Consider the following 24472-nt stretch of genomic DNA (forward strand, 5'->3'; position numbering starts at 1 on the left):
TCATGTCTGACTCCGATAAAAAACCGACCCTCCGTTCTGCCCAGTGGTTTGGCACCGCTGACAAGAATGGCTTCATGTACCGTAGCTGGATGAAGAATCAGGGTATTGCCGACCATCAGTTCCAGGGCAAGCCGATCATCGGCATTTGCAATACCTGGTCGGAGTTGACCCCCTGCAACGCGCATTTCCGGCAGATCGCCGAACACGTCAAACGTGGCGTGATCGAAGCAGGTGGCTGGCCGGTCGAGTTTCCGGTGTTTTCCAACGGCGAATCCAACCTGCGCCCTACCGCAATGTTCACTCGCAACCTGGCGAGCATGGACGTTGAAGAAGCGATTCGCGGCAACCCCATCGATGGCGTCGTGCTGCTGACTGGCTGTGACAAAACCACGCCTGCCCTGCTGATGGGTGCCGCCAGTTGCGACATCCCCGCCATCGTCGTGACTGGCGGACCGATGCTCAACGGCAAGCATCAGGGCAAGGACATCGGCGCCGGCACCATCGTCTGGCAGATGCATGAGTCCTACAAGGCCGGGACCATCAGCCTGGATGAATTCCTGTCCGCCGAAGCCGGCATGTCTCGCTCGGCAGGCACCTGCAACACAATGGGCACGGCCTCGACCATGGCCTGCATGGCCGAAGCGCTGGGCACTTCATTGCCACACAACGCCGCCATTCCTGCAGTGGATTCGCGGCGTTACGTGCTGGCCCACATGTCCGGCATGCGTGCGGTGGACATGGTTCGTGAAGACCTGCGCCTGTCGAAGATTCTCACCAAGGCCGCATTCGAAAACGCCATCCGGGTCAATGCGGCCATCGGCGGTTCGACCAACGCCGTTATTCACCTGAAGGCCATTGCCGGGCGCATCGGCGTCGACCTGGACCTGGACGACTGGTCGCGCATGGGCCGCGGTATGCCGACCATCGTCGACCTGCAACCCTCAGGGCGCTTCCTGATGGAAGAGTTTTACTACGCCGGTGGCCTGCCTGCCGTGCTGCGGCGCATGAACGAAGCCAATTTGCTGCCCAACCCGGACGCACTTACGGTCAATGGTAAAAGCATTGGAGAAAACACCTGCAATTCACCGATCTATGGCGAGGACCAGGTAATACGTGCGCTGGACAATCCGATTCGCGCCGATGGCGGTATCTGCGTATTGCGCGGCAACCTCGCCCCCCTCGGCGCAGTACTCAAACCGTCTGCCGCTACACCGGCACTGATGCAGCATCGTGGCCGGGCGGTGGTGTTCGAGAACTTCGAAATGTACAAGGCGCGGATCAACGATCCGGATCTGGACATCGACGCCACCTCGGTCATGGTCCTCAAGAACTGTGGCCCCAAGGGTTATCCGGGCATGGCCGAGGTCGGCAACATGGGCCTTCCGGCCAAACTGCTCGCGCAGGGTGTGACCGACATGGTGCGCATTTCCGATGCACGTATGAGCGGCACGGCCTATGGCACAGTGGTTTTGCATGTGGCACCGGAAGCCGCGGCCGGCGGGCCATTGGCCGTGGTCAAAGAAGGCGACTGGATCGAACTGGACTGCGCCAGCGGGCGCTTGCATCTGGACATCCCACAAGCCGAACTTGATGCACGTCTTGCCGAGTGGCAGGCCCCGCCGCAACTGCTGCTCGGTGGCTATCGTCAACTGTACGTGGACCGGGTGATGCAGGCGGATCAAGGCTGCGACTTCGACTTTCTGGTCGGTTGCAGAGGTTCAGAAGTGCCTCGCCACTCGCACTAAAAGAAGCGGCGGTCCCTTGTTCTGGGGACCGCCGTCACTGTTGTGCGATGGTATGATGCCCAGCAATCACCGCCAGGACCCAATTGCGCTCTCATGGATTATCGAAAGCCTTCCGACCGAAAAAGCATGCACGCGCGCATTGTCCAGGAACTGGGCATGCAAATCGTATCCGGCCGTTTCAAGCCTGACGAAAAGCTGCCTGCCGAAGCACTGCTCTGCGAAGAGTATGCCGTCAGCCGCCCGGTACTGCGTGAAGCCACACGGGTTCTGGTCGCCAAGGGGCTGGTCTACTCGCGGCCGCGTGTCGGCACGGTGGTCAAGGCCCGACGCGAATGGCACCTGCTGGACCCGGATGTGCTGCACTGGGTGATGCAAAGTTCGCCGCAGAATGAATTCTTCAACCTGCTGACCAGCGTGCGCGCTGTCATCGAACCGGCTGTTGCCGCACTGGCTGCGCAGCATGCCACCGACGCAGAGATCGAGTCGATCCACGAAGCCTACCTGCGCATGGAGGCCGCACCGACCCCGGAAGACCTGCTGCAACCCGACCTGGACTTCCACAGCCGCATCGCCGACGCCACCCACAACGACCTGCTGGCGCACTTGTGCAATATGTTGTCACTGGCGTTGCGCGAAGCGCTCAAATACTCCAACAAACGCCCCAACCTGCACGAACTGGCCATGCCTCGTCACAAGGCAATCCTCACCGCCATCCAGAACCGCGACGCACTGGGCGCACGCCATGCTTCGCTGGTGCAACTGGACGATGCGCGCAATGCGCTGAGTGTGGTCCTGGGTGGCGGTTGATTGGCTCGACTGAGTCGATAACTCTTTGAGCCTGTATGTTCGCCGTGTTTATCAATCAAATATGGCGAACCCTCTTTATTGCTGATACCCGCCTCTGAATATTCTATTTCCGTGGGAAATATCCATACTATTTGTAAGAGCCTTATCAGCCCAGCGTAAGCTCAGTCCTTAATTATCGCAAATGACGCTCCGTCATTTCCGAAAACATAAAGTAATGATATCTCTCCCTGCACATTAATTAAAACGCTGCACCTGTTCATAAACGTCGATTAAACCTATCAGACGTCAGAGACTCGTGCTGCTGATAAAAAAGTGCGCAAGGAGCATTGCATGAAACTTCTGGCCATCGTTCAGGGCGATACCACAGACCACGGAGGGTCTGTTATCAACGGCGATCAAACAAAGCGCATCAATGGTTTCCCCGTGGCGCACAGAGGCTGTGACGTCATCTGCCCACTGCATGGCGCCAGCAAAATCATCGGTGAAGAAAACAACTTTCATATCGAAGAAAACATCATCGCACTGGAGGGCGACCTCACCAGTTGCGGGGCTCGATTGATATCCAGGCAACAAAGTTTCTTTCGGGTTGAGAGGCGGTCGAGTGTTGTGCAGTCTGCGCCCGATCCTTCGGTTGGTAATGATCAGGAGGCGGCCAGCGAAAGTATGGTGGATGGGAGTGTGCAGCCAGTTAAATCGGTGGTGGGCCAGCAACAGCTACCTGATTTCAATGAGCGTTTTCAATTCACCACGCATCAGTACGTCAGTCTTGGGCATATGAGTTATGTGATTTTGCAAGACGATCAGTGCACTGCCTGCGGCGCGCTTGATAGCCAAGGTAATAGCCGAAGCCACTGCAGCACAGCACCCATTACGCTGCAACCCGCGATATTCGCCCCTTTGCCGATGATGGAGTAACGATACATGTCACTGAATGACTTTCAACGCACCAACGCATTGGGTCCCGACACCTACTTCGCCCTGCCACAGGGTATCTCGCGCACCTACGCACCTCTGGACACACCCCCTAAAAAGGTCATCATTGAAAACCTGGCTCTGTCCCGTGTCCCGGGAGCCATGCGCAACATGGGATGGGACACGGCAGCGGCGCTGATGCAGCGATGGTTTGACAGTCCAGCGTGGGAGATGCCGGAGGAGTGGAAGGAGCGAGAAACACAGCCTGACCCAATTAGTCTGTCTCCTGCGCAGTGCGATGAAAGCATCGTGAAGATGGAATGGGCAATGCAGTTTGAGCGTTGCAGGCAGGCTGTTGAGGTGGCCGAGTCAAGATTGAAAACAGTTAACGCCGTCAATCGATTGAAAGAACTGCTAAAAGAAGCTGGCTGGCGTGATCACATTGACTGCCAACTGGGTTCAAATACGATGTCCGCCAGACAAATGGACGCGTGTGCTCAAGTAAACTTCGCTAAATTCGGTAGCGCGTGGAGCACGCTAGATGATATGTACGGAGCATTGGGCTTTGCAACGATAAAAGTTGGTGTAACCGGAAAAACCTTCAGCCAGAAAATGTCTGGCACCCAACATCGCCAGCACTACTTTCAAGTTGAGCATGTAGGTTTTTATATCCGAGATCATTACGACTTCAATGGCATACAATACCTAGGCACATGGACAGAAGATCGCGTACTCACCAAATCAGAAACACTCATAACCTTACACCCTCAAGGAAACTTAATAGTCAGATTGAAAGACGGGCCCTTTGCTGCAATCACAAATGCAAACTTTCGAAATTATCGTGTAGAAAAAATCAAAGGGGGCGATTTCATAATTTACTCGGACATCATGTGGAAGAAATCTGATCAAATCATTGAGCTAGGAACATGGCTTTGAAAAAGTCATCTCGCACAATAGTATTTTTTTTGTCGTACGTCATCGTCGCAGGCAGTCTCTGGATAGCTTCTGAATGGTGGGAAAAAGGATTGGCTGAAAAATCGAGCGGTCCGCATGTAAGTCCGGGTGGATGTTATCGAGTAGATATATTTAAACCATTTTGGGTCTTACCTATGATGTTTCATCGAGAACCCGACCCCAACGAAGATCAACCACCCACGTGGTTTCCCTGGTGGGGCTACCCGGCTTTTTTTCGACTTTATGATCACCGCACTGGCGTATTGATTTCAGAGACGAAGATTTACGATCTGGAATCAGCGGGCGATAAACTGTCTTGGGGAAGTGGCTCGGGAGTGGTAATGTCCGGCTTGATCTTAATTGGCCCCAATCTCCCCGATTGCATGGGTGATCGCCCTACTCGCGTAAAGCCTCAATAACGAGAGCATCACGATGCTGGACGTTTTTAAATGATCGTTCCAACGCTCAGGACGCTCTGCGTCCTGTCCCAAGTAAGCGGCGCGGCGCAAATTTGTGACGCGGAGCGTCACGAACTGCATGCCAACGCGGAGCATTGGCACGATAGTCATCTTGAGGCGTAACTCATCGTTCCAGCGCTCCGCGTGGGAATGCCGTTCTGGAAGCTCTGCGTCCTGTCCCAGGTAAGCGGCGCGGCGCAAATTTGTGACGCAGAGCGTCACGAACTGCGTGCCAACGCGGAGCATTGGCACGATAGTCATCTTGAGGCGTAACTCATCGTTCCAGCGCTCCGCGTGGGAATGCCGTTCTGGAAGCTCTGCGTCCTGTCCCAGGTAAGCGGCGCGGCGCAAATTTGTGACGCAGAGCGTCACGAACTGCGTGCCAACGCGGAGCATTGGCACGATAGTCATCTTGAGGCGTAAGTCATCGTTCCAACGCTCCGCGTGGGAATGCCATTCTGGACGCTCTGCGTCCTGTCCCAAGTAAGCGGAGCGGCGCAAACCTGTGACGCGGAGCGTCACGAACTGCATGCCAACGCGGAGCATTGGCACGATAGTCATCTTGAGGCGTAAGTCATCGTTCCAACGCTCCGCGTGGGAATGCCATTCTGGACGCTCTGCGTCCTGTCCCAAGTAAGCGGAGCGGCGCAAACCTGTGACGCGGAGCGTCACGAACTGCATGCCAACGCGGAGCATTGGCACGATAGTCATCTTGAGGCGTAAGTCATCGTTCCAACGCTCCGCGTGGGAATGCCGTTCTGGACGCTCTGCGTCCTGTCCCAAGTAAGCGGCGCGACACAAATTAGTAACGCAGAGCGTCACGAACTGCGTGCCAACGCGGAGCATTGGCACGATAGTTAATAGTTAAAAGGACCCAGAGTTACAGGCCGCCACAGCCTTAATGCGAAAACAATGAATTGCCCACCTTCCCCGCCATCTTCTCCGGCTTGATTAGAAACCGTGCCAGCGCGGGCAGCAGCCACAGTGCGCCGAACATGTTCCACAGCAGCATGAAGGTCAGCATCAGGCCCATGTCGGCCTGAAACTTGATCGCCGAGAAGATCCAGGTGCACACGCCGATAGCCAGGCACAGACCGGTGAACAGCACGGCCTTGCCGGTGGACTTCAGGGTTTCGTAATAGGCTTGCTGCAGCGGCAGACCGGCGCGCAGGAAGCTTTCCAGGCGGCTGTAGATGTAGATGCCGTAATCGACACCAATCCCCACTCCCAGCGCCACAACCGGCAAGGTCGCGACCTTGACGCCGATGCCCATGAACGCCATCAGCGCGTTGCCCAGCACCGAGGTCAGCACCAGCGGCAGCACGATGCACAGGGTCGCGGCCCATGAGCGGAAAGTGATCATGCACATGGCTGCCACGCAGAGGTAGACCAGCACCAGAATGACCAGCTCGGACTGCTTGATGACCTCGTTGGTCGCGGCCTCGATCCCGGCATTGCCTGCGGCCAGCAGGAACTGCAGGTCCGGCGTGTCGTTCTCCTTGGCGAAGTCCTGCACGGCATGTACGGCACGGTCCAGGGTTTCGGCTTTATGGTCGTTGAGGAATACCAGCAGCGGGGCCAGGGAACAGTCGGTGTTGTACAAACCATCAGCGCGGGCGATGGAGTTGTTCAGCACGTCCTTGTTGCGCGACAGGCTTTCCCACTTCAGGTTGCCCTCGTTCATGCCCTTGATGACCTGCTTGGAAACGGTCACCAGCGAAATGGCTGACTGCACGCCTTGGGTGTTTTCCATCTTCCAGGCCAGTTCGTTGATCGCTGACATAGTCGAATACGCCGAGCAGCCTTCGGGGGCTGTCTTGACCATGACCACCAGCACATCGGAACTGGTCGAGTAGTGATTGATGATGAACGCGTTGTCCTTGTTATAGCGCGAGTCGGGGCGCAGCTCAGGTGCGCCCTGGTCCAGATCACCGATCTTCAGGTTCTGGCTGTACCAGAGCCCGCCACCGAAGGCCAGCAACGCCAACACAATCGACACCGGCGCGACTTTGGCACTGGCAAAGTTCGACAGCAGTCGCCAGAAAGGATGCTCGCAGACCGCATCCTGCTTGCTACGGCTCACCGCCCTTTTGCTGATACCCACGTAGGAAATGGCCACAGGCAACAGAATCAGGTTGGTGAACACGATCACCGCAACGCCGATGGAAGCGCCGATGGCCAGTTCGCGGATCACGCCGATGTCGATGATCAGCAAAGTAATGAACCCGACGGCATCAGCCAGAATGGCGATCATGCCCGGCAGAAACAGCTGGCGAAACGTGCGACGCGCAGCAGTCAGCGCGTTTTCGGCCTCGCTGGATTGCAGGGCGATACCGTTGATTTTCTGCACGCCGTGAGAGATGCCGATAGCAAAAATCAGAAACGGCACCAGCATCGAATACGGGTCAATACCGAAGCCGACGACGTGCATCAGCCCCAGTTGCCAGATCACCGCAATGAGCGTGGTACTCAGAACCGCCACGGTACTGCGGATACAACGGGTGAACCAGATCAGCAATACCAGAGTGATCAGGAACGCGATGCCAAAGAACATCACCACCATGAACAGACCGTCGATCAAGTCGCCGACTTTCTTGGCGAAACCGACGATGTGAATCTTGATATGGGGGTTTTGTGCCTGGTATTTGTCGCGGATCTTCTCTTCAAGCTGATGAGAGAATTGCTGGTAGTCCAGCGCCAGCAACGTGCCCTGGTCTGCCGGGTCCGGGTAAGACTCCTGCAGCGGAACATCAATGATGCTCGACCTGAAATCGTTGGCGACCAGTCGCCCGACCTGCCCGGACTTGAGCACGTTGTTGCGCAACTGATCCAGACTGGCGTCAGAGCCGTTGTAACTCTGCGGTATGACTTCGCCCCCCGCAAACCCCTCTTCCGTCACTTCGGTCCAGCGCACGCTGGGGCTCCAGAGCGATTTGAGACCGGAGCGGTCCACGCCGGGAATGTAAAACACTTCGTCACTGATCTGGCGCAGGGTCTCCATGTACTCTTTGGAGAAAATATCGCCATCCACCGCTTCGACGGAGATACGCACGGTGTTGCCCAGGTTCGCCAGATCGTTGCGGTGCTTTATCATGTTCTGAATGAACGGATGAGACAGCGGGATCATTTTTTCGAAACTGGTGGAAGGCCGAACCTGCGTGGCCTGCCAGAACAGAAAAATACTCGCCAGCAGACAGAGGATAATCACCGCGGGGCGATGATTGAAAATCAGGCGTTCAAGGAAGGTTGCCTTTTCATCCGAGTGTTGCGTGTGTTGAACAGTGCTCATGCCGGAATGTCCCCGCCCTGAAAGGTCTTATTGTTGGGTCGTATCGGCGCCCGTCGGCGAGGTGACGCGCACGCCGCCTTGTCCTACCAGAATCAGATTGCCTTGAAGGTTGCCGGTGACCCCGGCCAGCGAGATGCGATCGGGCCTATTGAAGACCTCGAACGTTTCGCCATCATCACTGCTGCGCATGACGCTACCGCCGTTACCGACCAGCACCAGCGAACCGTCGCCCAGCAATGTGGCGCTGGCCAGACCGAACTCGACCGGGCCGCGTGCGTCCTTCAGTTCAATGGGCTGCCAGCTTTCACCAAAATCGCTGGAACGAAACAGATTGCCGCGCAAACCATAAGCCAGCAGCGTAGAAGGCTGGGCCGTGCCAATCACGCCAAATAGCGAACCTTGATAGGGGCCTTCGAGTTTCTCCCAGGTCTGCCCCTGGTCACTTGAGCGAAACATGCTGCCCGCCTCACCGACAATGAACAGGCCTGCGTCTTTCACCTGAGCAATGCTGTTCAGGTGATACTGATCTTCGTTGTCCAGCCGCTCGCTGACATCCTCCCAATGCTGACCGCCATCAACGGTGCTCAACAGCGCACCGTAAGCGCCCACGGCAAAACCGGTGTCGAGGTCCTTGAACCAGACGTCCAGCAGCGGTGCCTCGCGCTTCAAGTCCTCGAACTGCTTGCTCCAGCTCTTGCCACCATCGTTACTGGCCAGTATCTGGGCGTCATGCCCCACGGCCCAGCCATGCTGTTCATCCACGAAAAACACAGCCGTCAACAGCTGGCGGGTCGGCACGCGAGCCTGGCTCCAGGTCTTGCCTTGATCATCGGAGAACAGGATATGCCCATGATCACCCACCACGACCAGACGCGCGCCAGCATGGGCGACATCCAGCAACAAACCGCGTGAGGCTCTGGCCGATTCGACAGCGTAAACAGCCTTGCCCGCAGCAGCAGCTGAAGTCGATGCAGAGTCGGCCATTGCAGATACCGCAAAGGAACATGAAGTAAAAATCGCCAGGGAAAGACCCGCGCATAACCGGATGCGTCGATGGACAGGATCACGCATGGACTTCTCCGCTCTTATTATTATCAGGTAGCTGTTATCGACTGCGTGTATCAACCGGCTCGTATTGACCCGGACGTCCACAGCCGTCCGGCTTTACCTGTGTGGAAGACCGTTCATCCTAGGCAGTTTTGCAAATGCCTGACAATCAACATGTCGTTATCTTTTGTTAAGCGCACGAATGTGATTGATGGATCATCACGATGGTTGATTGCCCAGTTTCGCCAGACGCTCGTCAGTGAATACCCCGACGACGCAATGCGGCGGGTTTGAAGGCATTTACACTGGGCACAGGCTGGGAAAAATCGCTGGTGCCGGGTTCCTGATTGTCCAGGTTCTGTACGTGATAACGCCGCGCCTGCAAGTCATGGAAAACGTCCAGTGCAGACCAGGTGGTCGGTAGCTCGTAATAGTTTTTCAGGTAGGCCATGGAGACCCGCCACAATTGCCCTCTGCCGTCATATTGATCGACAACTGCGGCCTGCCAGCTGTCTTCATCCAGGTACAGCGTGCGCCGAGAGTAGACATGCCGCGCGGTAGGTTTGAGCCTGCCCTCCACCACCCATACACGATGCAACTCATGGCGTGTATAAGCCGGGTTGAGGTGGCCGACCTGCAATAACTGTCGATAGCTAATATCAGGACTGGATATCCGGTAGTTGTTGTAAGGGATATAGATTTCGCGTTTGCCCAGCAACGTCCACTCGTAACGGTCCGGTGAACCGTTGAACATGTCGGTGTCATCTGCGGTGCGCAACCCCTCGGAGGCCGGGATCGGCATGTCGTAAGCCAGACTCGGCGCCCGTCTTACCCGACGCTGCGCAGCACTGTAAGCCCACGCCTGTCGAGGCTCCTGCACCTGATCAAGTGTTTCATGGACCAGCACGGCAGAACCGGCCATACGTGTCGGGCACTGGATAAACGACAGGTAATAAAACAGCACATTGTCCAGACTGGCAAAACTGCCCGCAGGGTCATAAAAGCGGAACAGCACTTTCTGACGCGAGGTGTTCAATTTGAAACTGCCGTCACGCTGTATGGCGACCTCCGAAGTCCCCCGTACCACGTAATGACCGCGATAGCGGGCAATGTGATTCCACACGGCCTGAATGCCCTTTTCCGGAACAGGAAATGGAATGCCGCCATAGGCATCGACAAAACCGTTACCGCCACCGATCAACCGGGCGTTTTGCGCATTATGGCGTGTGTTGTCGTATACCCATTGCGGTGCCGACCCGGAACGTCGGGTGGTGTATATCGGCATCTGATAACTATCAGGCCAGGTTTCGAACATCGCCACCTGCCCAGGTGTCAGGTAGCTGCGATAGTGCTGCATATTGGCGTGGGTAATAGTGAACAGGGGCTTGTCTGCAGCATACGGGTCGACATGCCGTGTGCCTGAGCCCTTGTATCCGGGCGGAGGCCGGGTGATTCCGCCACGCCAGGGCGGGATGGTCCCTGCTGCGTTACCCGACACCTCGCCTCCCAGCGGTGTCAGGCGGCTTCCGAGCAGCGTAGCGCCAGCTGCCAGACTGGTGTTGAGCGCGAGCAGCATCGCCAGCGCGAACCCCGGCAGTTGTTTCATGAGCATGTTGGCTCTCCTTGCGTGGCCTGTCCGTAACCAGTGTCTGACGTTCAGGCCGATAGTGTTTACGATGTAAACGGAGTGTTGTGAGAGGCGTATAGATTGACTGTTCGACCATCAAACTTTTAAACGGATAAAACAGCCACTGTTATTATTGATCTCACGAACACTGTGTCGGTCAGGCAAGTGCCTGTAGGAGACTTCTTGCACGTGCGATACCGCACACTATGTGCCAATGAAACGGGCACTCAGAGTCGCTCACGGTAATGCAACGCAAATGCCAATAAGCGCAAACATACAGATCACTCTACAGAGCCGGTACAGATCAGTTAATTAATGGACCTTCTGTATGGGCAGCATTAAAAACACGAGCACAGTCTGTTTGATTGTCAGACATAACATCAGACTAGTCACCGATTGATGCCGGTCATTGCGGGCTCTATAAACGTTCGGTAACAGCGAGAGTGTTACGTGTATTGGACAAGTAACACTTATTGAGGGTAAGCAGCGTTCAGTCGATAACGACGTGGGGCAGGAACCGGCTGGTGTCTTTGGTGATCAGACTGTCGTCTTCACGAATGCCGATTCCGGAGGCAAGGTCGCCGATGACCCACGAGCCAATCAGCGTGTAGCTTTCACCAAATCGCGGCAGCGGCGAGTACGCCTGCAAAATATAAGGCGCATCAGTGTAAGGCCCATCAACTGAAATCACCTGATCGCCAGGCGTGCGCATTTCGATGTTGGCACCTTCGCGGGAAAAGTAAGGTTTGCGCACCCAGCCTTTGGGAACCGGTCTGCTCGGGTCCTGATCGACACGCGAAGGCAGCAGGTTCGGATGGCCTTCATTGAACTGCCACAACAACGGCAGAATTCCCTTGTTGCTGAGAATCGACTTCCAGGCAGGTTCAACGAACTGAGTGCCACTGGCTGGAACGTGCTGGCCAAACTCCTCGTGAAAGATATGTTCCCAGGCGTGAAGCTTGAACAGCCGCTCGATCCAGCGTCCGTCCAGGTCGACAAAGCGGCCCTCGGCACTGAGCCCTATGTCCTCGATATCGATATGCCGAGCATCAATGCACACGTGCGCAGCCATGCGCCGCAGAAAATCGGTAGTACCACGGTCCTCGACAGAGCCGGACATCGCCGAAAAGTAGAACGGGCTCGCCCCCGGAAACTCGGCAAACGCCCGAACAAGATCCTCGGCAATCGAATTGAACTGGCTGGCATGCGCAGGCAGAACGCCGCGCGCCATCTGCTCATCCAGCCAGAGCAACTGAAACGCACCGGCTTCCATCAGACTGGTGGGCGTATCGGCATTGATTTCGTACATCTTTGCCGGGCCCGTGCCGTCGTAGGCAAAGTCGAAGCGCCCGTAAAGGTGCGGATGCCCCTGCTTCCATGACGTGCGGATCACATCAAAGAACGCGTCCGGAATCGCCAGCCGGTGCAACAACTCTTCGCTGTCCACCACCCGCGCGACTGCGTCCAGACACATCTGGTGAAGCTCCTGGGTAGGCACTTCAAGGTCGCGGGTAATCTGCTGCTCGGTGAACAGATAATACCCGCGCTCATCCCAATAGCGCTCGCCGTCGATGGTGTGAAAGTTGAACCCTTCACGTTCCGCCGTGGCGCGCCAGTCCGGGCGTTCCTCGATACTGATCTTTTTCATGGCCCGGACCGTCAGCCTCCGAAACTGCTGCTGCCAACGCTGCTCTTGCCGCCCCAGCCACTGCGTGCCGAGGCCTGGCTGCCGAAGCCGCCGCGCGAGATGGTCGACGACACCGAGGACGAGCCGGAGCCCGAACTGCCCAGGTTGCGCCCCAGCGTGCTCTTGCCATAGCTGCGATCGGAACTGGATTGCGCCTGGGTCGAACGGCCGAAGGTCTTGCCGCGATCAATCTGACTTGGCAAGGACGAGCTGTAGTAACCGCCGCGGTCATCGCGCGTCTGGTAGATAGGTTGCGAGTAATAGCGATTGTTGCCGAAGCCATTGCTGAGCAGATTGCCGATCAGCAGACCAGCCATCAGCCCGGTGGTGCCGCTCATGCCTGCGGGAGCGGACTGGGCGACTTCCTGATTGGCCCGGTCCAGCGCCTCTTTGGGAACACGCCCGGAAAAACCCAGCTCAAAGCCGCCGAGTTTCGGCATGTACTTGCCATCCGAAGTGACCTGGCAATAATCCGGTACAAAGTCCGCGTCGCAAGACGCCTTGTCATCATAGGTCGGCGCTATGCGGCGATGGTCGGACAGCGCCTGCATGTAGGCATCCGAACAGACATTTACCGGTACCTTGGCATCAACGCATTCCTGCACCGAACTGAAGTTGGCCTGCGCGTTGAAAGTATCCTTGTCTTCCGACGGGCCACACCCGGCGAGGGCCAGCGGAAGCGTGCTGGCAAGTACCAGCTTTACTGAACTGCGTCTCATCGTGAGTCTCCTTGTCCAAGGCTGCCGTCAGACCGAAGGGGTCATGCAGGCTGCGTTGAGAAGACCGACGCTGATTGCGACGCTGGCCGAGTAAATGGCGGCAGCCATTTCGCCCTTGGCAATACGTGTCGACAGGCCCTTGAGCACCAGGCTGGTAACACCGAACGCCAGCAGTTGCACAACAGCTGCGATCACTACCCAGACGATCACATCCAGAATGCTGATGCTGTAGCTGATGATGTTGCTGGCTGGCAGTGCGAAACCGATCAGCGAACCACCCAACGCCAATGCGGCAGCACTGTTGTTCTCGCGAATCAGCGCAAACTCCTTGTGCGGCGTGATCCTGCTGTAGATGAACTGGAAAAGGGCGAACAGAATGGCCGCCACCAGAATGTACATGATGAAGCCGATCACGGCAGGGGCATTGAGCGACATACGCAGCGCGTCGATCATGAAGATTTCCTTGTCAAAGAACGTTGATATCAGTGGATTGCAGCGTTATGCCAACGGCCGTGGTGAGGGTAATGCTGCCCTCTTCGTCTTCCTCGACGGAAAACAGCAGAAACTCACGGCGGTTGATCAGCCCCGTTTCGCGGGCATACAGCATGCTCAGGTGTTTGACGCGATACGCAGCATCAGGGCTGACAATATCCTCATCCAGCGGCGTCAGCTCGGTCTGGCCGGGCGACGTGCCCCATTGCCGTTCGAATACCTCGCCATCGTGTTCGTAGGTAGGCAGGCCGATCTTCGACGACGGACCGGTCAGGCGCAGCAACTCATCCTTGCTGGTGATCGGCTCGGCGCTGTAGTAACCGAACAGAATGATGTCCTGCACGTCTTCCGGATTGGGGCCGTTGCTGACCACCTGCAGGAAGTAGTCCTCGTTATCCAGGTAGAAGCGATGCAACGCCATCGACTGGCCCAGATCTACGCGCCCCACGGCCCAGACCTTTTCATCGTCTGGGACAACCACTTGCGAATGCTCGTCGAGCAACAGCTTCAACGAGCTGTCCAGGCACAACATGCGACCGGACGCCAACCCTAACGGACTGACCGTGCTGACGGGTTGCACGCCGTCACGACCTGATGCCTTGGGTGCTTCCAGCCCCATAGCACGTTTGAACCAACTCATAGTGCAATTCCCTTGAAGTCGACTGGAGCCGGTATGGACATGTCTTTAACCGGAATAAACACACCCTGTTCACGAGACTGGCTCACTGCTGCGCCAGCAACGCTCTGGAATGCATCAGCCACGCTACACAAATACCCGCCAGTGCGCCGGCAATATGTGATTCAAACGATACGCCAGCTACCGGGACAAAGCCGAAAACCAGTCCGCTGTAACCGGCCAGTACCAACAGCGCGACCAGCACGCTGGCGATACTGCGCTGATACCATGCCCGCGCGAGCAGGTAAGCCCACAAACCAAAAATCAGCCCGCTCGCACCGACATGGATATTGCTGCGACCGAAGCTCCAGACCAGCAGCCCGCCCAGCAGACAGACCAGCCCGGCGACCCACGCATAACGCCTGACACCCTCAGTTGCGACCAGCCAGCTCAGCACAATGAACGGCAGCAGGTTGCTGAGCAAGTGCTGAATCGAACCGTGCAGAAAAGGCGCAAACACAATGCCGCGCAACCCGGTCGCGCTGCGCGGAATGATACCGAAATGAATCAGGCCGTTGCCGGTGATCGAGTTCAGCACTTGCACCGCAATCATAACTGCCGACAGGGCGAGGATGACCTTGAGTCGTTTGGAAAACTCCATTCAACATCCTCGCCTGCCCTGTTGCGTCACTTACTGAGCCGGCGTCTGGTTTTTGGCTTTCAGACGCGCCAGTACATCTTGCGCACCGCCACTTTTGGCACCAATACCGGCATCCTGCAGACGACGCTCCAGGTCACTGCCGCTGGACTGGCTGGCCAGTTCTTCGGCCGCTTCGAGCTTGGCGTCCTGTTCATCCTGACGTTGCTTGAGACGCGCCAGCGACCCTACTGCGGTTTCGACTGCGCCACTGGCACCACCGGTTGCAGTGGCCGTTGCAACGCGAGCTTTTTGCACGGTTTCACGGGCCTTGGCCATCTCGACCTGTTGCTTGAGGCTCTTGATTCGCGATTCGGCCTTGACCACCTGCTCTTGCAGCAGGCTGACCTGCTTGTTGAACTGATCGGCCAGTTCCTGCTCCTGATCACGCAGGGCCTCGATCTCGGCGATCTTGTTCGCGCACTCTACAGCCAGCGCTTCTTCACCCTTGTTCAGAGCCTGCATGGCGCGGCCTTCCCAGTTGGCGATGCTGGTGGCGTGCTCTTCAAGACGCTGTGCCGAGAGTTTGTGCTTGGCCTTGATGGTGATCAGCCCGTCGCGGGCCTTGACCAGCGCGTTCTCGGCGTCACGAATTTCCTGATCCAGAATGCGGATGGCATTGGCATCGGCAATCGACTCGCCCACTTCGGAAGCGCCACCACGAACGGCGGTCACCAGTTTTTTCCAGATACTCGTAGTCATGAATATTCTCCGCCTGACAGCACTGTTCAGTAGATGAAATGATCTTCAAAAGCGTCGGCCGCACGGATCACGTTGTCCGCGAGGGTAAGGATTTCCTGCACGATTACGGTGAGCGACGATGCTGCGCTTAAAGCGCCAAACAGGCAGTAGACTTCCTGACCGTCACCGAGCTTTTCGATACCGACCGATGACAGCGGAAACAGATCGCGGCTGCGCAGAACGACGTCGTTGAACGCCTGCACGTTCTTGATCTTGTTCACTTCGATCAAGGTCGCGTCGGCCAGAATCTGCTCGCCTTCCACCGCGATGTAAATCGGCAGATCGCCATACTCGGCCATGGTCAGCCTGATGCCCGAGGCATCACCCTCGGTTACATCGAGCTCGATCTTTCCATTCGTCACCAGCTCCAGTTCGCAAAGCGCCTTCTGCAAAGAGCTGATGGTCCAGTGGGTATTCTCGGTCATGAAATCCTCCAGTTTTATTCTGTCGCCCAAAAAGGGCTGTCTTAAGGCTTTTTCAATGCCACGCAGGGCATCGACGTTCTCGGGCCGGATCCAGAATTCCCGCTTGACCAGCCCCGCCTCTTTGAGTCGCAGACGCATTTCACGCATGTAATCAGTGGAGCTCTTGGAAACCTTGGCCGGGACCGCTGCGTTGTCGCCCTGGGTTTTACGAGGCATTGGCGCTTCCCCCTTGCTGCTGGCCGTGAATCAGGTAAGCAACGTATCAGATGTTTTTGAAGATAGATACGCATCACATGTGAGATTTTTATGGACACCAAAAATTCTCGTTCCCACGCGGAGCATTGGCACGATAGTCAAAACACCGCACGGCGACGCACACTCCAAAAAAAAGCGCTGTCCGCATCAGCGGACANTCTCACAAGTGCCTGTCAGGCACTGGGCAACCCTTATTCAGCCAGGCTTTTGCTCACCACTTCATACACGTCCGCCGACAGTTTGCCGGAGGCGAGGATGCGCTCCAGCTCGGCTTTCATCAGCGCCTGACGGGCGCTGTCGTATTTGCGCCAGCGTGTCAGCGGAGCCAATTGGCGAGAAGCGATCTGCGGGTTCAGGGCGTTCAGTTCGATCACCAGATCCGCCAGGAAGCGGTAGCCGGAGCCATCAGCCGCGTGGAAGTTGACCAGGTTCTGCCCGGCGAATGCACCGATCAGGGCACGCACCTTGTTCGGGTTCTTGATGCTGAATGCAGGATGCTTCATCAGCTCCTGCACGCGTTGCAGGCCGCCCGGCTGGGTGCTGGCCGCCTGGACGCTGAACCATTGATCCATGACCAGCGCGTTGCTCTTGAAGTTCTCGGCGAACACGGCGAGCGCTTTGTCGCGCTCGGCCGTAAACGGCGAATTGACCAGCACCGCCAGCGCAGTCAGGCGCTCGGTCATGTTGTCACTGGTATCGAACTGGTCGATGGTCGCCGCCAGTACTTCAGGTTTGCCGCTAAGCATCAGGTACGACAGCGCAATGTTCTGCAGCGCGCGACGGGCGAAATGCGTGGACTCGGCGACGTATGGCGTGGCTCTGGACACCTCGCGGTTGGCCTTGTAGCGCGTCAGCAGACTGTCAAACAGGCCGTCGGCCAGTTGCTGACGGGCAAATTCGCGAGCGGCGTGAATGGCATCGACATCCGCCACTTCGCTGATCTCGGCCAGATAAGCTTCGCCCGGCAACGAAAGCATTTCTGCGACCATCGCCTGATCCAGACGCTCATCCGCCAGCACGGTGCCCAGCGCAGTGATCAGACGTTGATCCATGACCAGTGGCTGACCTTGCTGGTGCTGACCGATCAGTTCCTGCAATACCTGGACCGACAGTTGCTGACCGGCATCCCAACGGTTGAAACCGTCGCTGTCGTGCTGCATCAGGAACATCAGTTGATCGCGGTCATACGGAAAGCTCAGCTTGACCGGCGCAGAGAAACCGCGCAGCAGTGACGGCAGTGGCTTTTCGGCAACGTCAACGAAGGTGAAAGTCTGCTCGGACTCGGTGACCGAGAGCACTCGCGTGGTGCCGGCAGCTGCGGTTTCGTCCGCCAGACGCAGGGCAATTTCGCCGCCTTTGCTGTCCAGCAGCCCCAGTTCGACCGGAATCACAAACGGCTGTTTCTGATCGCCAGGCTGGCCTGGCGTACCTGGGCAGCTCTGGCGGAAAGTCAGGCTGTAGGTTTTCGCAGCAGCGTCATACGACTCGCTGACCGCCAGACGCGGCGTACCCGCCTGGCTGTACCAGCGCTTGAATTGGGTCAGGTCGACGCCGTTGGCGTCTTCCATGGCCTTGATGAAATCGTCGCAGGTCACGGCCTGGCCGTCATGGCGTTCAAAATACAGATCACTGCCCTTGCGGAAGCCTTCGGCGCCCAGCAGGGTGTGGAGCATGCCAACCACTTCCGAACCCTTTTCGTAAACGGTCAGGGTGTAGAAATTGGAGATTTCGATGAAGCTGTCCGGGCGCACTGCGTGGGCCATCGGGCCTGCGTCTTCGGCAAACTGGTGAGTTCGCAGGTAAGCAACGTCCTGAATACGCTTGACCGTGGCCGAGTTCATGTCCGCCGAGAAACCGGCGTCGCGGTACACCGTGAAGCCTTCCTTGAGCGACAGCTGGAACCAGTCACGGCAGGTCACGCGGTTGCCCGACCAGTTGTGGAAGTATTCGTGGGCAACGATCGCTTCGACCCGCTGATGCGCGGCATCGGTCGCAGTCTCGGCACGCGCCAGCACGGCACTGGAGTTGAAGATGTTGAGGCCCTTGTTCTCCATCGCGCCCATGTTGAAGTCGTTGACCGCGACAATCATGAAGATGTCCAGGTCATACTCACGACCGTAGGTTTCTTCATCCCAGCGCATGGATTTCTTCAGGCTGGTCATGGCGTGCTGGCACTTGTCGACGTTTTCTGGCTCGACATAGATGCGCAGGGTCACTTCCCGCTGGCTCATGGTGGTAAAGGTGTCTTCGATGCACCACAGATCACCGGCTACCAGCGCGAACAGGTAAGCAGGCTTCATGAACGGGTCTTCCCACGAAGCCCAGTGCCGTCCGCCCTCCTCTTCGCCGCTGGCAATCGGATTGCCGTTGGAGAGCAGAATAGGGAAATTCTGCTTGTCGGCGCTGAGCGTGGTGGTGAACTTGCTCATCACGTCGGGGCGGTCGAGGTAATAGGTGATCTTGCGGAAGCCTTCGGCCTCGCACTGGGTGCAGAACATGCCGCTGGACTTGTACAGGCCTTCCAGTGCGGTGTTGGATTCCGGATGGATGCGCACGGTACTGTCGACCGTGAAGCTTTCGGCTTGCGGATGCAGCGTCAGGTGATCTTCTGTCAGCTGATAATCCGTAGCGCTCAGCTCCACGTCACTCAGCTTGACCGAGATCAGTTCCAGATGCTGACCGTCCAGCACCAGCGGCGGCAGGCCTGCGCCGCGCTCGGGGTTGCGGCGCATGACCAGTTGGGCGTGGACCAGCGAGTGGTCGTCGAACAGTTCGAAGGTCAGGTTCGTCTCATCGATGAGGTACTCGGGAGCCTGGTAGTCCTTCAGGTAAATCATTTTCGGTTGTTCGGTGCGCATGCTGGAATCCTTCTACTGATGCACGGCCAGCTGATAGGCCGTGTACTTGCGAATATTGATCACGCCGGTATCGAAAATCAGGTATTGGCCCTTGATCCCCAGCAGCGTGCCCTCGGCAATCGGGTTCTTGTCCAGGTTGAAGCTGACAATCTTGGTCGGATACGCCTCGACCGGGTAACGAAACTCGACAGGCTCGGCGTCATGTAGCAATTGGATGGCTTGCAGACCGAATCGTTCTTGCAATCCCAGCAAGCCCGCGCCGCAACTGTCGAACAATTCCTGGCGAATGGCCTTGAGATCGACCGGCTGGGCATCACCTTTGAGCAGCGCACGCCAGTTGGTACGGTCGGCCACCTGACTGCGCAGCAAGTCTTCGACAAAGCCTGACTGCTGACGGGTGGCTACGCGCAGAATCGGCAACGCCTGGCTCGCGCCTTGGTCCAGCCAGCGGGTCGGCAACTGCGTAGAGCGGGTAATGCCGACCTTCACGCCTGACGAGTTGGCCAGGTAAACGATGTGATCGGTCATGCAGAACTGCTCGCCCCATGCCGGATCGCGACAGGTGCCCTGATCGTGATGGCATTTTTCCGGGCTCATGATGCACATGTCGCATTGCGCCAGCTTGAGCATGCACGGGTAGCAGTAGCCCTGGCTGTAGCTGGACTTGGTCTTGCGCCCGCAATGACTGCAATGAATGGCGCCGAGAAACTCCAGACGCAACGTCTTGCCAATCAGCGGGTTGACCGCGATCTCGGTCTCGCCCAGGCGAAAAGCGTATTGCACACATGACGCATCATCCTGACGCGCCGACATTTTGTTGACTGCTCCGCGACCAATTTCGATCAATGAATAGCATCCGATTTGAATAGGATATTGGGCACCGGGGCCGATTTCGAGGCGCATTCCTGCGGCCCCATGTAGCCCGTGCGCTGGTCTTCCGGCAGGTTCTGCACTTCCCAGGCGATCAGCGCCTGCAACGACAGCTCACGCTGTTCCTGAGTAAGCTTGCGGCCGTCGGACCATTTGCCGATTTCCACAGCCAGCTTCAGGCTCTCGTAGATATCCGGGGTGATGTTTTCGATCATTTCTATAAAAGACGACATGGCGCACTCCAGAAAATAGCGGGTAATTTTACGACTTGCGGCGCGCAATCGCACCGCCAACCAGGCCGGTAGCACAACCGATGATCAGACCGCCGACGTGCGCGCCGTTGGCGATCTCGCCGAAACCGAGCATGCTCACCAGGCCGGACAGGCATAGCGCCAGCCAGATGAGCATCATGATCAATACCCCACGTGGTAGACGGTAGACCGGGTTGGGCGCCAGTAACTGAAAGATCCAGCAGTGACCGAGCAAGCCATAGAGCACGCCGGACAACCCGCCAAACAGGCTCGGGCCGCTGAACAGGTATTGCACGTAATTTGAAACAGCTGAAAACAGCAGCGTGAGCAGCAATAAAGACAGGCTGCCCTGACGAATTTCGATACGTCGGCCCAGTTCCCAGAACCACATGCCGTTCATGGCCAGGTGCAGGATGCCGAAGTGAATCAGCATCGGTGAGACGATCCGCCACCATTGCCCGGCGGCCAGGCTGTCGGACAACGGCAGAAACGTCGCGTACTCGCCACTGATCCGGAAATCCTGAAAGGTCAGCCAGCGGATGACTTCGAGGTTGTCGCCCAGCAGCGTCATGCCCGCCACCAGCAGGGTGACCAGCAATACCAGGGCCGTTACCGGGCTGTTGCGTAGCTGCTCGATCAGGCCCGGCGACTTGTACGTCACGTTTGGGGCGTCTTGCGCCAGTTGAAAATGCTCGTCCCCTTCAGGAAAGCGCGTGTACAAGTCGCGCACCTCATCGGCCAGTTGCGGCGCATCCGGCACCCAAAGTACCTGCTCGCCAGCCTCTTCGCTGACCCTGTGGGGAATCCGCAAGCGCTGCAACAGGCTGACAAAGCCGCTCAGGTTGGTGGTCAACGGCAACCGCAGGACTGCAACAGCACTCATTCTGAAACCTCGGGACGCTGCACGTCGACCCAGACGAATTTGTCCGGGTCGATCTGTGTTTCCTGGTCCAGCCGATAGGCGACCAGCTTGCCGTAGAGCACGGCGCTGTAATCCAGACAGGCCAGGTTCGGACGGATGGGCGCAGGGACGCCGCTGCGCCAGTAATGACCGACAAACAGCAGCGGCTCATTGATACCGTAACGCAGCAATGCGTTTTTTTCCGACGTGGACAGCGGGGTCTTGGCTACGCCTTCAGGCAGCGCGTCGGGCTGAAATACTACGTCGCCATAGGTCTGCGGGTCATCTTCCCAGAACTTGGTACGAAAGAACTCGCGGGTCAGCCCGTCACCGCCGGTCAGGGTCAGACCATGCGGCAAACGCATGTCGGTGCCGCGCAGCAGACGGTTGAACACATTGCTGGCGAAACTGCCGGGCACTGCCGAGGCCTGGACAAAATGCTTGTCGATACAACCGGTGCCATGCAGGCCGCGCAACGGATCGATCAGAGTCGCATCCCAGCAGGCATGCACCACCCTGAAACGACCGGCGTCCATGTACAGCGGCAGCTCATAGAACCAGTTGACGAACTCGCTCCATTCATCCGGGTAGCGCTCGAACTGCGCCAGGGTTTCGCCGATCAGCCGGGCATGACGCGGGGTGTGCTCACGTACGAACTCATGACCGCTTTCCGGCAAGGCTGGCGTCATCCAGCCCAGCGCGTTGAACTCATGGTTGCCCATGATGCACAGGGCATGACCGGCCTGAACCATATCGCGGACGATATGCAGCGACTCGCGAATGCGCGGGCCACGGTCGATGATGTCGCCAAGGAAAATTGCAATACGCTCAGGGTGACGCCAGACGCCAGCCTGCAGACGGTAGCCGAGAAGCTCCAGCAAGTGCTCCAGGGTATGGGCGCACCCGTGCACGTCACCGATCAGATCGTAGCCACGCGCCGGATCGAGCATTAATCGCCCCCGCCGCCGAGCTTGCTGCCCCAGCCGAGCTTGGTGCGGCAGACTTCGTAATAATTGTGATCCAGCGGGTGAATCAGACGCAGCTTCTGCGGTTTCTTGCTGACCGTGATGGTGTCACCCGGTGCGCAGGTAAAGTGATTCTGGCCATCGCAGGACACTTGCGGATAAATGGTCATGTCCTTGGACACCACGATTTTCAGCTCGCTGTTGCCGTCGACCACGATGGGCCGCCCGGACAAGGTGTGCGGGTACATCGGCACGATGACGATGGCGTCGAGCTTGGGATGCATGATCGGCCCGCCCGCCGACAGCGCATAGGCTGTCGATCCGGTCGGCGTGGCGACGATCAGGCCATCGGCCTTCTGACTGCACACAAACTGACCGTCTATATAGATCTCGAACTCGATCATGCGTGTGGACTTGCCGGGGTGCAGCACAACGTCGTTGAGCGCATCGCCCTGACCGATGGCCTCACCGTGGCGGCGCACTTCGGCCTGTAGCAGGAAGCGGTTTTCAACCAGGTAATGCCCGTCGAGCACTTCGGCACATTTGACCTCCAGCTCGTCAGGACGAATGTCGGTCAGAAAGCCCAGGCTGCCACGGTTGATACCCAGCACCGGAACGTTATGCCGGGCCAGCGCCCGCGCTGCGCCCAGCAGGCTGCCGTCGCCGCCGACCACAATGACCATGTCGCAGACCTCGCCGAGCATCTTGCGCGATGAAGTCTGCAGGCCATGACCGGGCAGGACCTCGGCGATTGTCTCTTCGAGAATGACGTGCAGGTGGCGGTCCAGCAGGAATCTCTTGAGTCGGCGAACGGTCTCGAGCACCTGAACACTGCCCAGGCGACCGATGATGCCGATATTGCGAAATTGCTCCATGAGGCTCCTGCTGCGGTTTCGAGACGACTTAAAACAGCGATTATGGGCGAAACGGCCCGGTAGCAGCAAACCGGCACGTAAAGATCAAGCGAAACGCCTCATCACGAAGCGCTTCAATCAGCAGATTGGCTTTGAATAAATGAGCAGATTCCCGCAATAAACCCGGATTTGCCTTACATACCCCACAGAAGATATTCATTAGCTTCTTCCGTTTTCAATACACCTAAGGACGACACATGATTCCCTCAGGCCGCCAGGGCGACATGCACCTCTGCCCGTTGCCGGGCCACGGTTGCACCCCGATTATCACAGCCTCCTCCGACACCCTGATCAACGGCATGTCCGCCGCCAGAGTAGGCGATATGTGCGGCTGCGGCGCGGTGATCGTCACCGGCTTTCCCTCGATCCTCATCAACGGTCGCCCGATGGCCCACCTGGGCAGCCCGACCAGCCACGGCGGAACGATCATTTCCGGCAGCCCCGATGTGGGTGGCGGCTACGACTTCGGCGATGCCGCTGGCCCAGCCATCGATTTCTCCAGGCTCGGCATCCTTCGCAAGGACGGCACACTGGACGAACCGAAGCTGAATCAGCTTGTGAACGACCCTGGGTTGCAGGAGAAAGCCAAAGCGGCTGAAGCACTGTTCTCATCTGCAACTTCCAACACGGCCATAGCGCCAGTCTGTAATCACCCGGACCAGATGGAAGAACTGACCCGCTACATCGCTGACGAGATGAACCACAGATACCCAAGAGCAGGTGGGGTAAAGGAGTGAGAGTGCACTCATGCTTCAGCGCGACTGAAAACGAGGGCACTGCATGAAACGAAAAATCCTGATACACGCCATAGCCCGCTGGCCGAAGTTAGCGGCGACCTTTCTCATCCTCGCACTATGGGATTTCGCTACGCCCTACGTAAGCGTCTATTACTCAGACAAGGCAGACGGAGAGCTTAGCTACACATGGATTACCGATCACCGCATAAGCAGAGGTGGCATAAGGCCTGGCGGAGCAACTGGGGACAGCGGCCATATATTTCAAAAAAAAGATTTCTTCATGTATTTCCAATGGTGGGACAACGCAGGAATCAGCGGTTGCGTAAACATAGATCCGCAATGGCCAGAGACTACAATCTTCATAGATGCCAACGGCCGCATCGACCTGAACGTCAAGGGGGCAACCGACGTCAAGCGATTCTCGCCCTGCCCCGGTAGTGAAGACCCTGATTTTCTCGGACTGGCCAGGCCCGTTGGATAGCACAGCATCTTTTCGCCTTCACAA

Annotated in this window: 23 protein-coding genes and 1 pseudogene; 7 read left to right on the forward strand and 17 right to left on the reverse strand. The window is 57.5% G+C overall.

The window, feature by feature from the left end; genetic code table 11:
- Positions 1-2 precede the first annotated feature (2 nt).
- The 5 genes from AO068_RS24060 to AO068_RS29395 all read left to right on the forward strand — a co-directional run bounded on the left by AO068_RS24060 (position 3) and on the right by AO068_RS29395 (position 4837).
- Positions 3-1745 carry an IlvD/Edd family dehydratase gene (locus AO068_RS24060; RefSeq protein ID WP_058409662.1) on the forward strand — a complete coding sequence of 581 codons (1743 nt, stop codon included), beginning with the start codon at positions 3-5 and terminating at the stop codon, positions 1743-1745.
- 93 nt (positions 1746-1838) lie between these two features.
- Positions 1839-2552 carry a FadR/GntR family transcriptional regulator gene (locus AO068_RS24065; protein WP_002554489.1) on the forward strand — a complete coding sequence of 238 codons (714 nt, stop codon included), beginning with the start codon at positions 1839-1841 and terminating at the stop codon, positions 2550-2552.
- A 330-nt stretch (positions 2553-2882) separates the two neighbouring features.
- Positions 2883-3467, forward strand: a complete 585-nt coding sequence (locus AO068_RS24070; RefSeq protein ID WP_058399921.1) for a PAAR domain-containing protein — start codon at positions 2883-2885, stop codon at positions 3465-3467.
- 6 nt (positions 3468-3473) lie between these two features.
- Entirely contained in the window at positions 3474-4400 is a 927-nt protein-coding gene (locus tag AO068_RS24075) for a DUF6402 family protein (protein WP_058409663.1), read from the forward strand.
- Positions 4391-4837, forward strand: a complete 447-nt coding sequence (locus AO068_RS29395; protein WP_080394826.1) for a hypothetical protein — start codon at positions 4391-4393, stop codon at positions 4835-4837. Before AO068_RS24075 ends, AO068_RS29395 begins: the two co-directional genes overlap by 10 nt.
- Here the strand turns inward: AO068_RS29395 and AO068_RS29400 are convergent.
- The 17 genes from AO068_RS29400 to AO068_RS24160 form a co-directional block, all read right to left on the reverse strand.
- Positions 4775-5557: a hypothetical protein gene (locus AO068_RS29400; protein ID WP_236717214.1), complete on the reverse strand. Its 783-nt coding sequence runs from the start codon at positions 5555-5557 to the stop codon at positions 4775-4777. The genes AO068_RS29395 and AO068_RS29400 overlap by 63 nt on opposite strands.
- A gap of 217 nt (positions 5558-5774) precedes the next feature.
- The gene (locus tag AO068_RS24085; protein ID WP_058409664.1) at positions 5775-8165 is read right to left on the reverse strand and encodes an efflux RND transporter permease subunit; all 2391 of its coding nucleotides are present in this window, start codon (positions 8163-8165) and stop codon (positions 5775-5777) included.
- Between the two features lie 27 nt (positions 8166-8192).
- On the reverse strand, positions 8193-9236 hold the full coding sequence (locus tag AO068_RS24090; protein ID WP_058409665.1) for a WD40/YVTN/BNR-like repeat-containing protein: 1044 nt from the start codon (positions 9234-9236) through the stop codon (positions 8193-8195).
- Between the two features lie 232 nt (positions 9237-9468).
- Positions 9469-10824, reverse strand: a complete 1356-nt coding sequence (locus AO068_RS24095; protein ID WP_058409666.1) for a DUF1329 domain-containing protein — start codon at positions 10822-10824, stop codon at positions 9469-9471.
- A 505-nt stretch (positions 10825-11329) separates the two neighbouring features.
- Positions 11330-12487 carry a glutathionylspermidine synthase family protein gene (locus tag AO068_RS24100; protein WP_058409667.1) on the reverse strand — a complete coding sequence of 386 codons (1158 nt, stop codon included), beginning with the start codon at positions 12485-12487 and terminating at the stop codon, positions 11330-11332.
- Between the two features lie 11 nt (positions 12488-12498).
- A complete protein-coding gene (locus AO068_RS24105; RefSeq protein WP_058409668.1) occupies positions 12499-13245 on the reverse strand; it encodes a DUF1190 domain-containing protein in 747 nt (248 codons plus the stop codon).
- A 27-nt stretch (positions 13246-13272) separates the two neighbouring features.
- Positions 13273-13698 carry a DUF350 domain-containing protein gene (locus tag AO068_RS24110; RefSeq protein WP_004657435.1) on the reverse strand — a complete coding sequence of 142 codons (426 nt, stop codon included), beginning with the start codon at positions 13696-13698 and terminating at the stop codon, positions 13273-13275.
- A gap of 13 nt (positions 13699-13711) precedes the next feature.
- Complete coding sequence (locus tag AO068_RS24115; protein ID WP_058409669.1) at positions 13712-14377, reverse strand: DUF2491 family protein; 666 nt, start codon at positions 14375-14377, stop codon at positions 13712-13714.
- A gap of 82 nt (positions 14378-14459) precedes the next feature.
- Entirely contained in the window at positions 14460-15014 is a 555-nt protein-coding gene (locus AO068_RS24120) for a rhomboid family intramembrane serine protease (protein WP_058399913.1), read from the reverse strand.
- 30 nt (positions 15015-15044) lie between these two features.
- Entirely contained in the window at positions 15045-15752 is a 708-nt protein-coding gene (locus tag AO068_RS24125) for a PspA/IM30 family protein (RefSeq protein WP_058399912.1), read from the reverse strand.
- A gap of 26 nt (positions 15753-15778) precedes the next feature.
- Entirely contained in the window at positions 15779-16432 is a 654-nt protein-coding gene (locus AO068_RS24130) for a YjfI family protein (protein ID WP_058399911.1), read from the reverse strand.
- A gap of 230 nt (positions 16433-16662) precedes the next feature.
- Entirely contained in the window at positions 16663-19329 is a 2667-nt protein-coding gene (gene pepN, locus AO068_RS24135; RefSeq protein WP_058409670.1) for an aminopeptidase N, read from the reverse strand.
- Positions 19330-19341: 12 nt separating this feature from the next.
- Positions 19342-20175, reverse strand: coding sequence for a DUF2797 domain-containing protein (locus tag AO068_RS24140; RefSeq protein ID WP_004665926.1), 834 nt, complete (start codon positions 20173-20175; stop codon positions 19342-19344).
- Positions 20172-20432: a YeaC family protein gene (locus AO068_RS24145; RefSeq protein WP_002554502.1), complete on the reverse strand. Its 261-nt coding sequence runs from the start codon at positions 20430-20432 to the stop codon at positions 20172-20174. The genes AO068_RS24140 and AO068_RS24145 overlap by 4 nt, the downstream gene beginning before the upstream one ends.
- A 28-nt stretch (positions 20433-20460) precedes the next feature.
- A complete protein-coding gene (locus AO068_RS24150; RefSeq protein WP_058409671.1) occupies positions 20461-21333 on the reverse strand; it encodes a rhomboid family intramembrane serine protease in 873 nt (290 codons plus the stop codon).
- Complete coding sequence (locus AO068_RS24155; protein ID WP_054098078.1) at positions 21330-22301, reverse strand: metallophosphoesterase; 972 nt, start codon at positions 22299-22301, stop codon at positions 21330-21332. The genes AO068_RS24150 and AO068_RS24155 overlap by 4 nt, the downstream gene beginning before the upstream one ends.
- The gene (locus AO068_RS24160) at positions 22301-23191 is read right to left on the reverse strand and encodes an NAD(+) kinase (protein ID WP_003409651.1); all 891 of its coding nucleotides are present in this window, start codon (positions 23189-23191) and stop codon (positions 22301-22303) included. Before AO068_RS24160 ends, AO068_RS24155 begins: the two co-directional genes overlap by 1 nt.
- A gap of 236 nt (positions 23192-23427) precedes the next feature.
- Here AO068_RS24160 and AO068_RS24165 point away from each other — a divergent pair.
- Both AO068_RS24165 and AO068_RS24170 read left to right on the forward strand, forming a co-directional pair.
- Positions 23428-23931 (forward strand): annotated as a pseudogene (locus AO068_RS24165) (PAAR domain-containing protein); the annotation flags it as partial.
- Positions 23932-24010: 79 nt separating this feature from the next.
- Positions 24011-24448, forward strand: a complete 438-nt coding sequence (locus AO068_RS24170) for a hypothetical protein (RefSeq protein ID WP_058409672.1) — start codon at positions 24011-24013, stop codon at positions 24446-24448.
- Positions 24449-24472: the final 24 nt, after the last annotated feature.

It is taken from the genome of Pseudomonas sp. ICMP 3272, from assembly GCF_001466905.1.
In the GTDB taxonomy this organism is placed as follows: Bacteria; Pseudomonadota; Gammaproteobacteria; order Pseudomonadales; family Pseudomonadaceae; genus Aquipseudomonas; species Aquipseudomonas amygdali.

Coding starts and splice junctions, on each gene's coding strand:
- AO068_RS24125 (WP_058399912.1), bottom strand. CDS start 15,752: ATGACTACGAGTATCTGGAAAAAACTGGTGACCGCCGTTCGTGGTGGC.
- AO068_RS24100 (WP_058409667.1), bottom strand. CDS start 12,487: ATGAAAAAGATCAGTATCGAGGAACGCCCGGACTGGCGCGCCACGGCG.
- AO068_RS24090 (WP_058409665.1), bottom strand. CDS start 9,236: ATGCGTGATCCTGTCCATCGACGCATCCGGTTATGCGCGGGTCTTTCC.
- AO068_RS24150 (WP_058409671.1), bottom strand. CDS start 21,333: ATGAGTGCTGTTGCAGTCCTGCGGTTGCCGTTGACCACCAACCTGAGC.
- AO068_RS29395 (WP_080394826.1), top strand. CDS start 4,391: ATGGCTTTGAAAAAGTCATCTCGCACAATAGTATTTTTTTTGTCGTAC.
- AO068_RS24130 (WP_058399911.1), bottom strand. CDS start 16,432: ATGCCTCGTAAAACCCAGGGCGACAACGCAGCGGTCCCGGCCAAGGTT.
- AO068_RS24155 (WP_054098078.1), bottom strand. CDS start 22,301: ATGCTCGATCCGGCGCGTGGCTACGATCTGATCGGTGACGTGCACGGG.
- AO068_RS24105 (WP_058409668.1), bottom strand. CDS start 13,245: ATGAGACGCAGTTCAGTAAAGCTGGTACTTGCCAGCACGCTTCCGCTG.
- AO068_RS24160 (WP_003409651.1), bottom strand. CDS start 23,191: ATGGAGCAATTTCGCAATATCGGCATCATCGGTCGCCTGGGCAGTGTT.
- AO068_RS24070 (WP_058399921.1), top strand. CDS start 2,883: ATGAAACTTCTGGCCATCGTTCAGGGCGATACCACAGACCACGGAGGG.
- AO068_RS29400 (WP_236717214.1), bottom strand. CDS start 5,557: ATGCAGTTCGTGACGCTCCGCGTCACAGGTTTGCGCCGCTCCGCTTAC.
- AO068_RS24085 (WP_058409664.1), bottom strand. CDS start 8,165: ATGAGCACTGTTCAACACACGCAACACTCGGATGAAAAGGCAACCTTC.
- AO068_RS24065 (WP_002554489.1), top strand. CDS start 1,839: ATGGATTATCGAAAGCCTTCCGACCGAAAAAGCATGCACGCGCGCATT.
- AO068_RS24060 (WP_058409662.1), top strand. CDS start 3: ATGTCTGACTCCGATAAAAAACCGACCCTCCGTTCTGCCCAGTGGTTT.
- AO068_RS24115 (WP_058409669.1), bottom strand. CDS start 14,377: ATGAGTTGGTTCAAACGTGCTATGGGGCTGGAAGCACCCAAGGCATCA.
- AO068_RS24110 (WP_004657435.1), bottom strand. CDS start 13,698: ATGATCGACGCGCTGCGTATGTCGCTCAATGCCCCTGCCGTGATCGGC.
- AO068_RS24145 (WP_002554502.1), bottom strand. CDS start 20,432: ATGTCGTCTTTTATAGAAATGATCGAAAACATCACCCCGGATATCTAC.
- AO068_RS24170 (WP_058409672.1), top strand. CDS start 24,011: ATGAAACGAAAAATCCTGATACACGCCATAGCCCGCTGGCCGAAGTTA.
- AO068_RS24095 (WP_058409666.1), bottom strand. CDS start 10,824: ATGCTCATGAAACAACTGCCGGGGTTCGCGCTGGCGATGCTGCTCGCG.
- pepN (WP_058409670.1), bottom strand. CDS start 19,329: ATGCGCACCGAACAACCGAAAATGATTTACCTGAAGGACTACCAGGCT.
- AO068_RS24075 (WP_058409663.1), top strand. CDS start 3,474: ATGTCACTGAATGACTTTCAACGCACCAACGCATTGGGTCCCGACACC.
- AO068_RS24120 (WP_058399913.1), bottom strand. CDS start 15,014: ATGGAGTTTTCCAAACGACTCAAGGTCATCCTCGCCCTGTCGGCAGTT.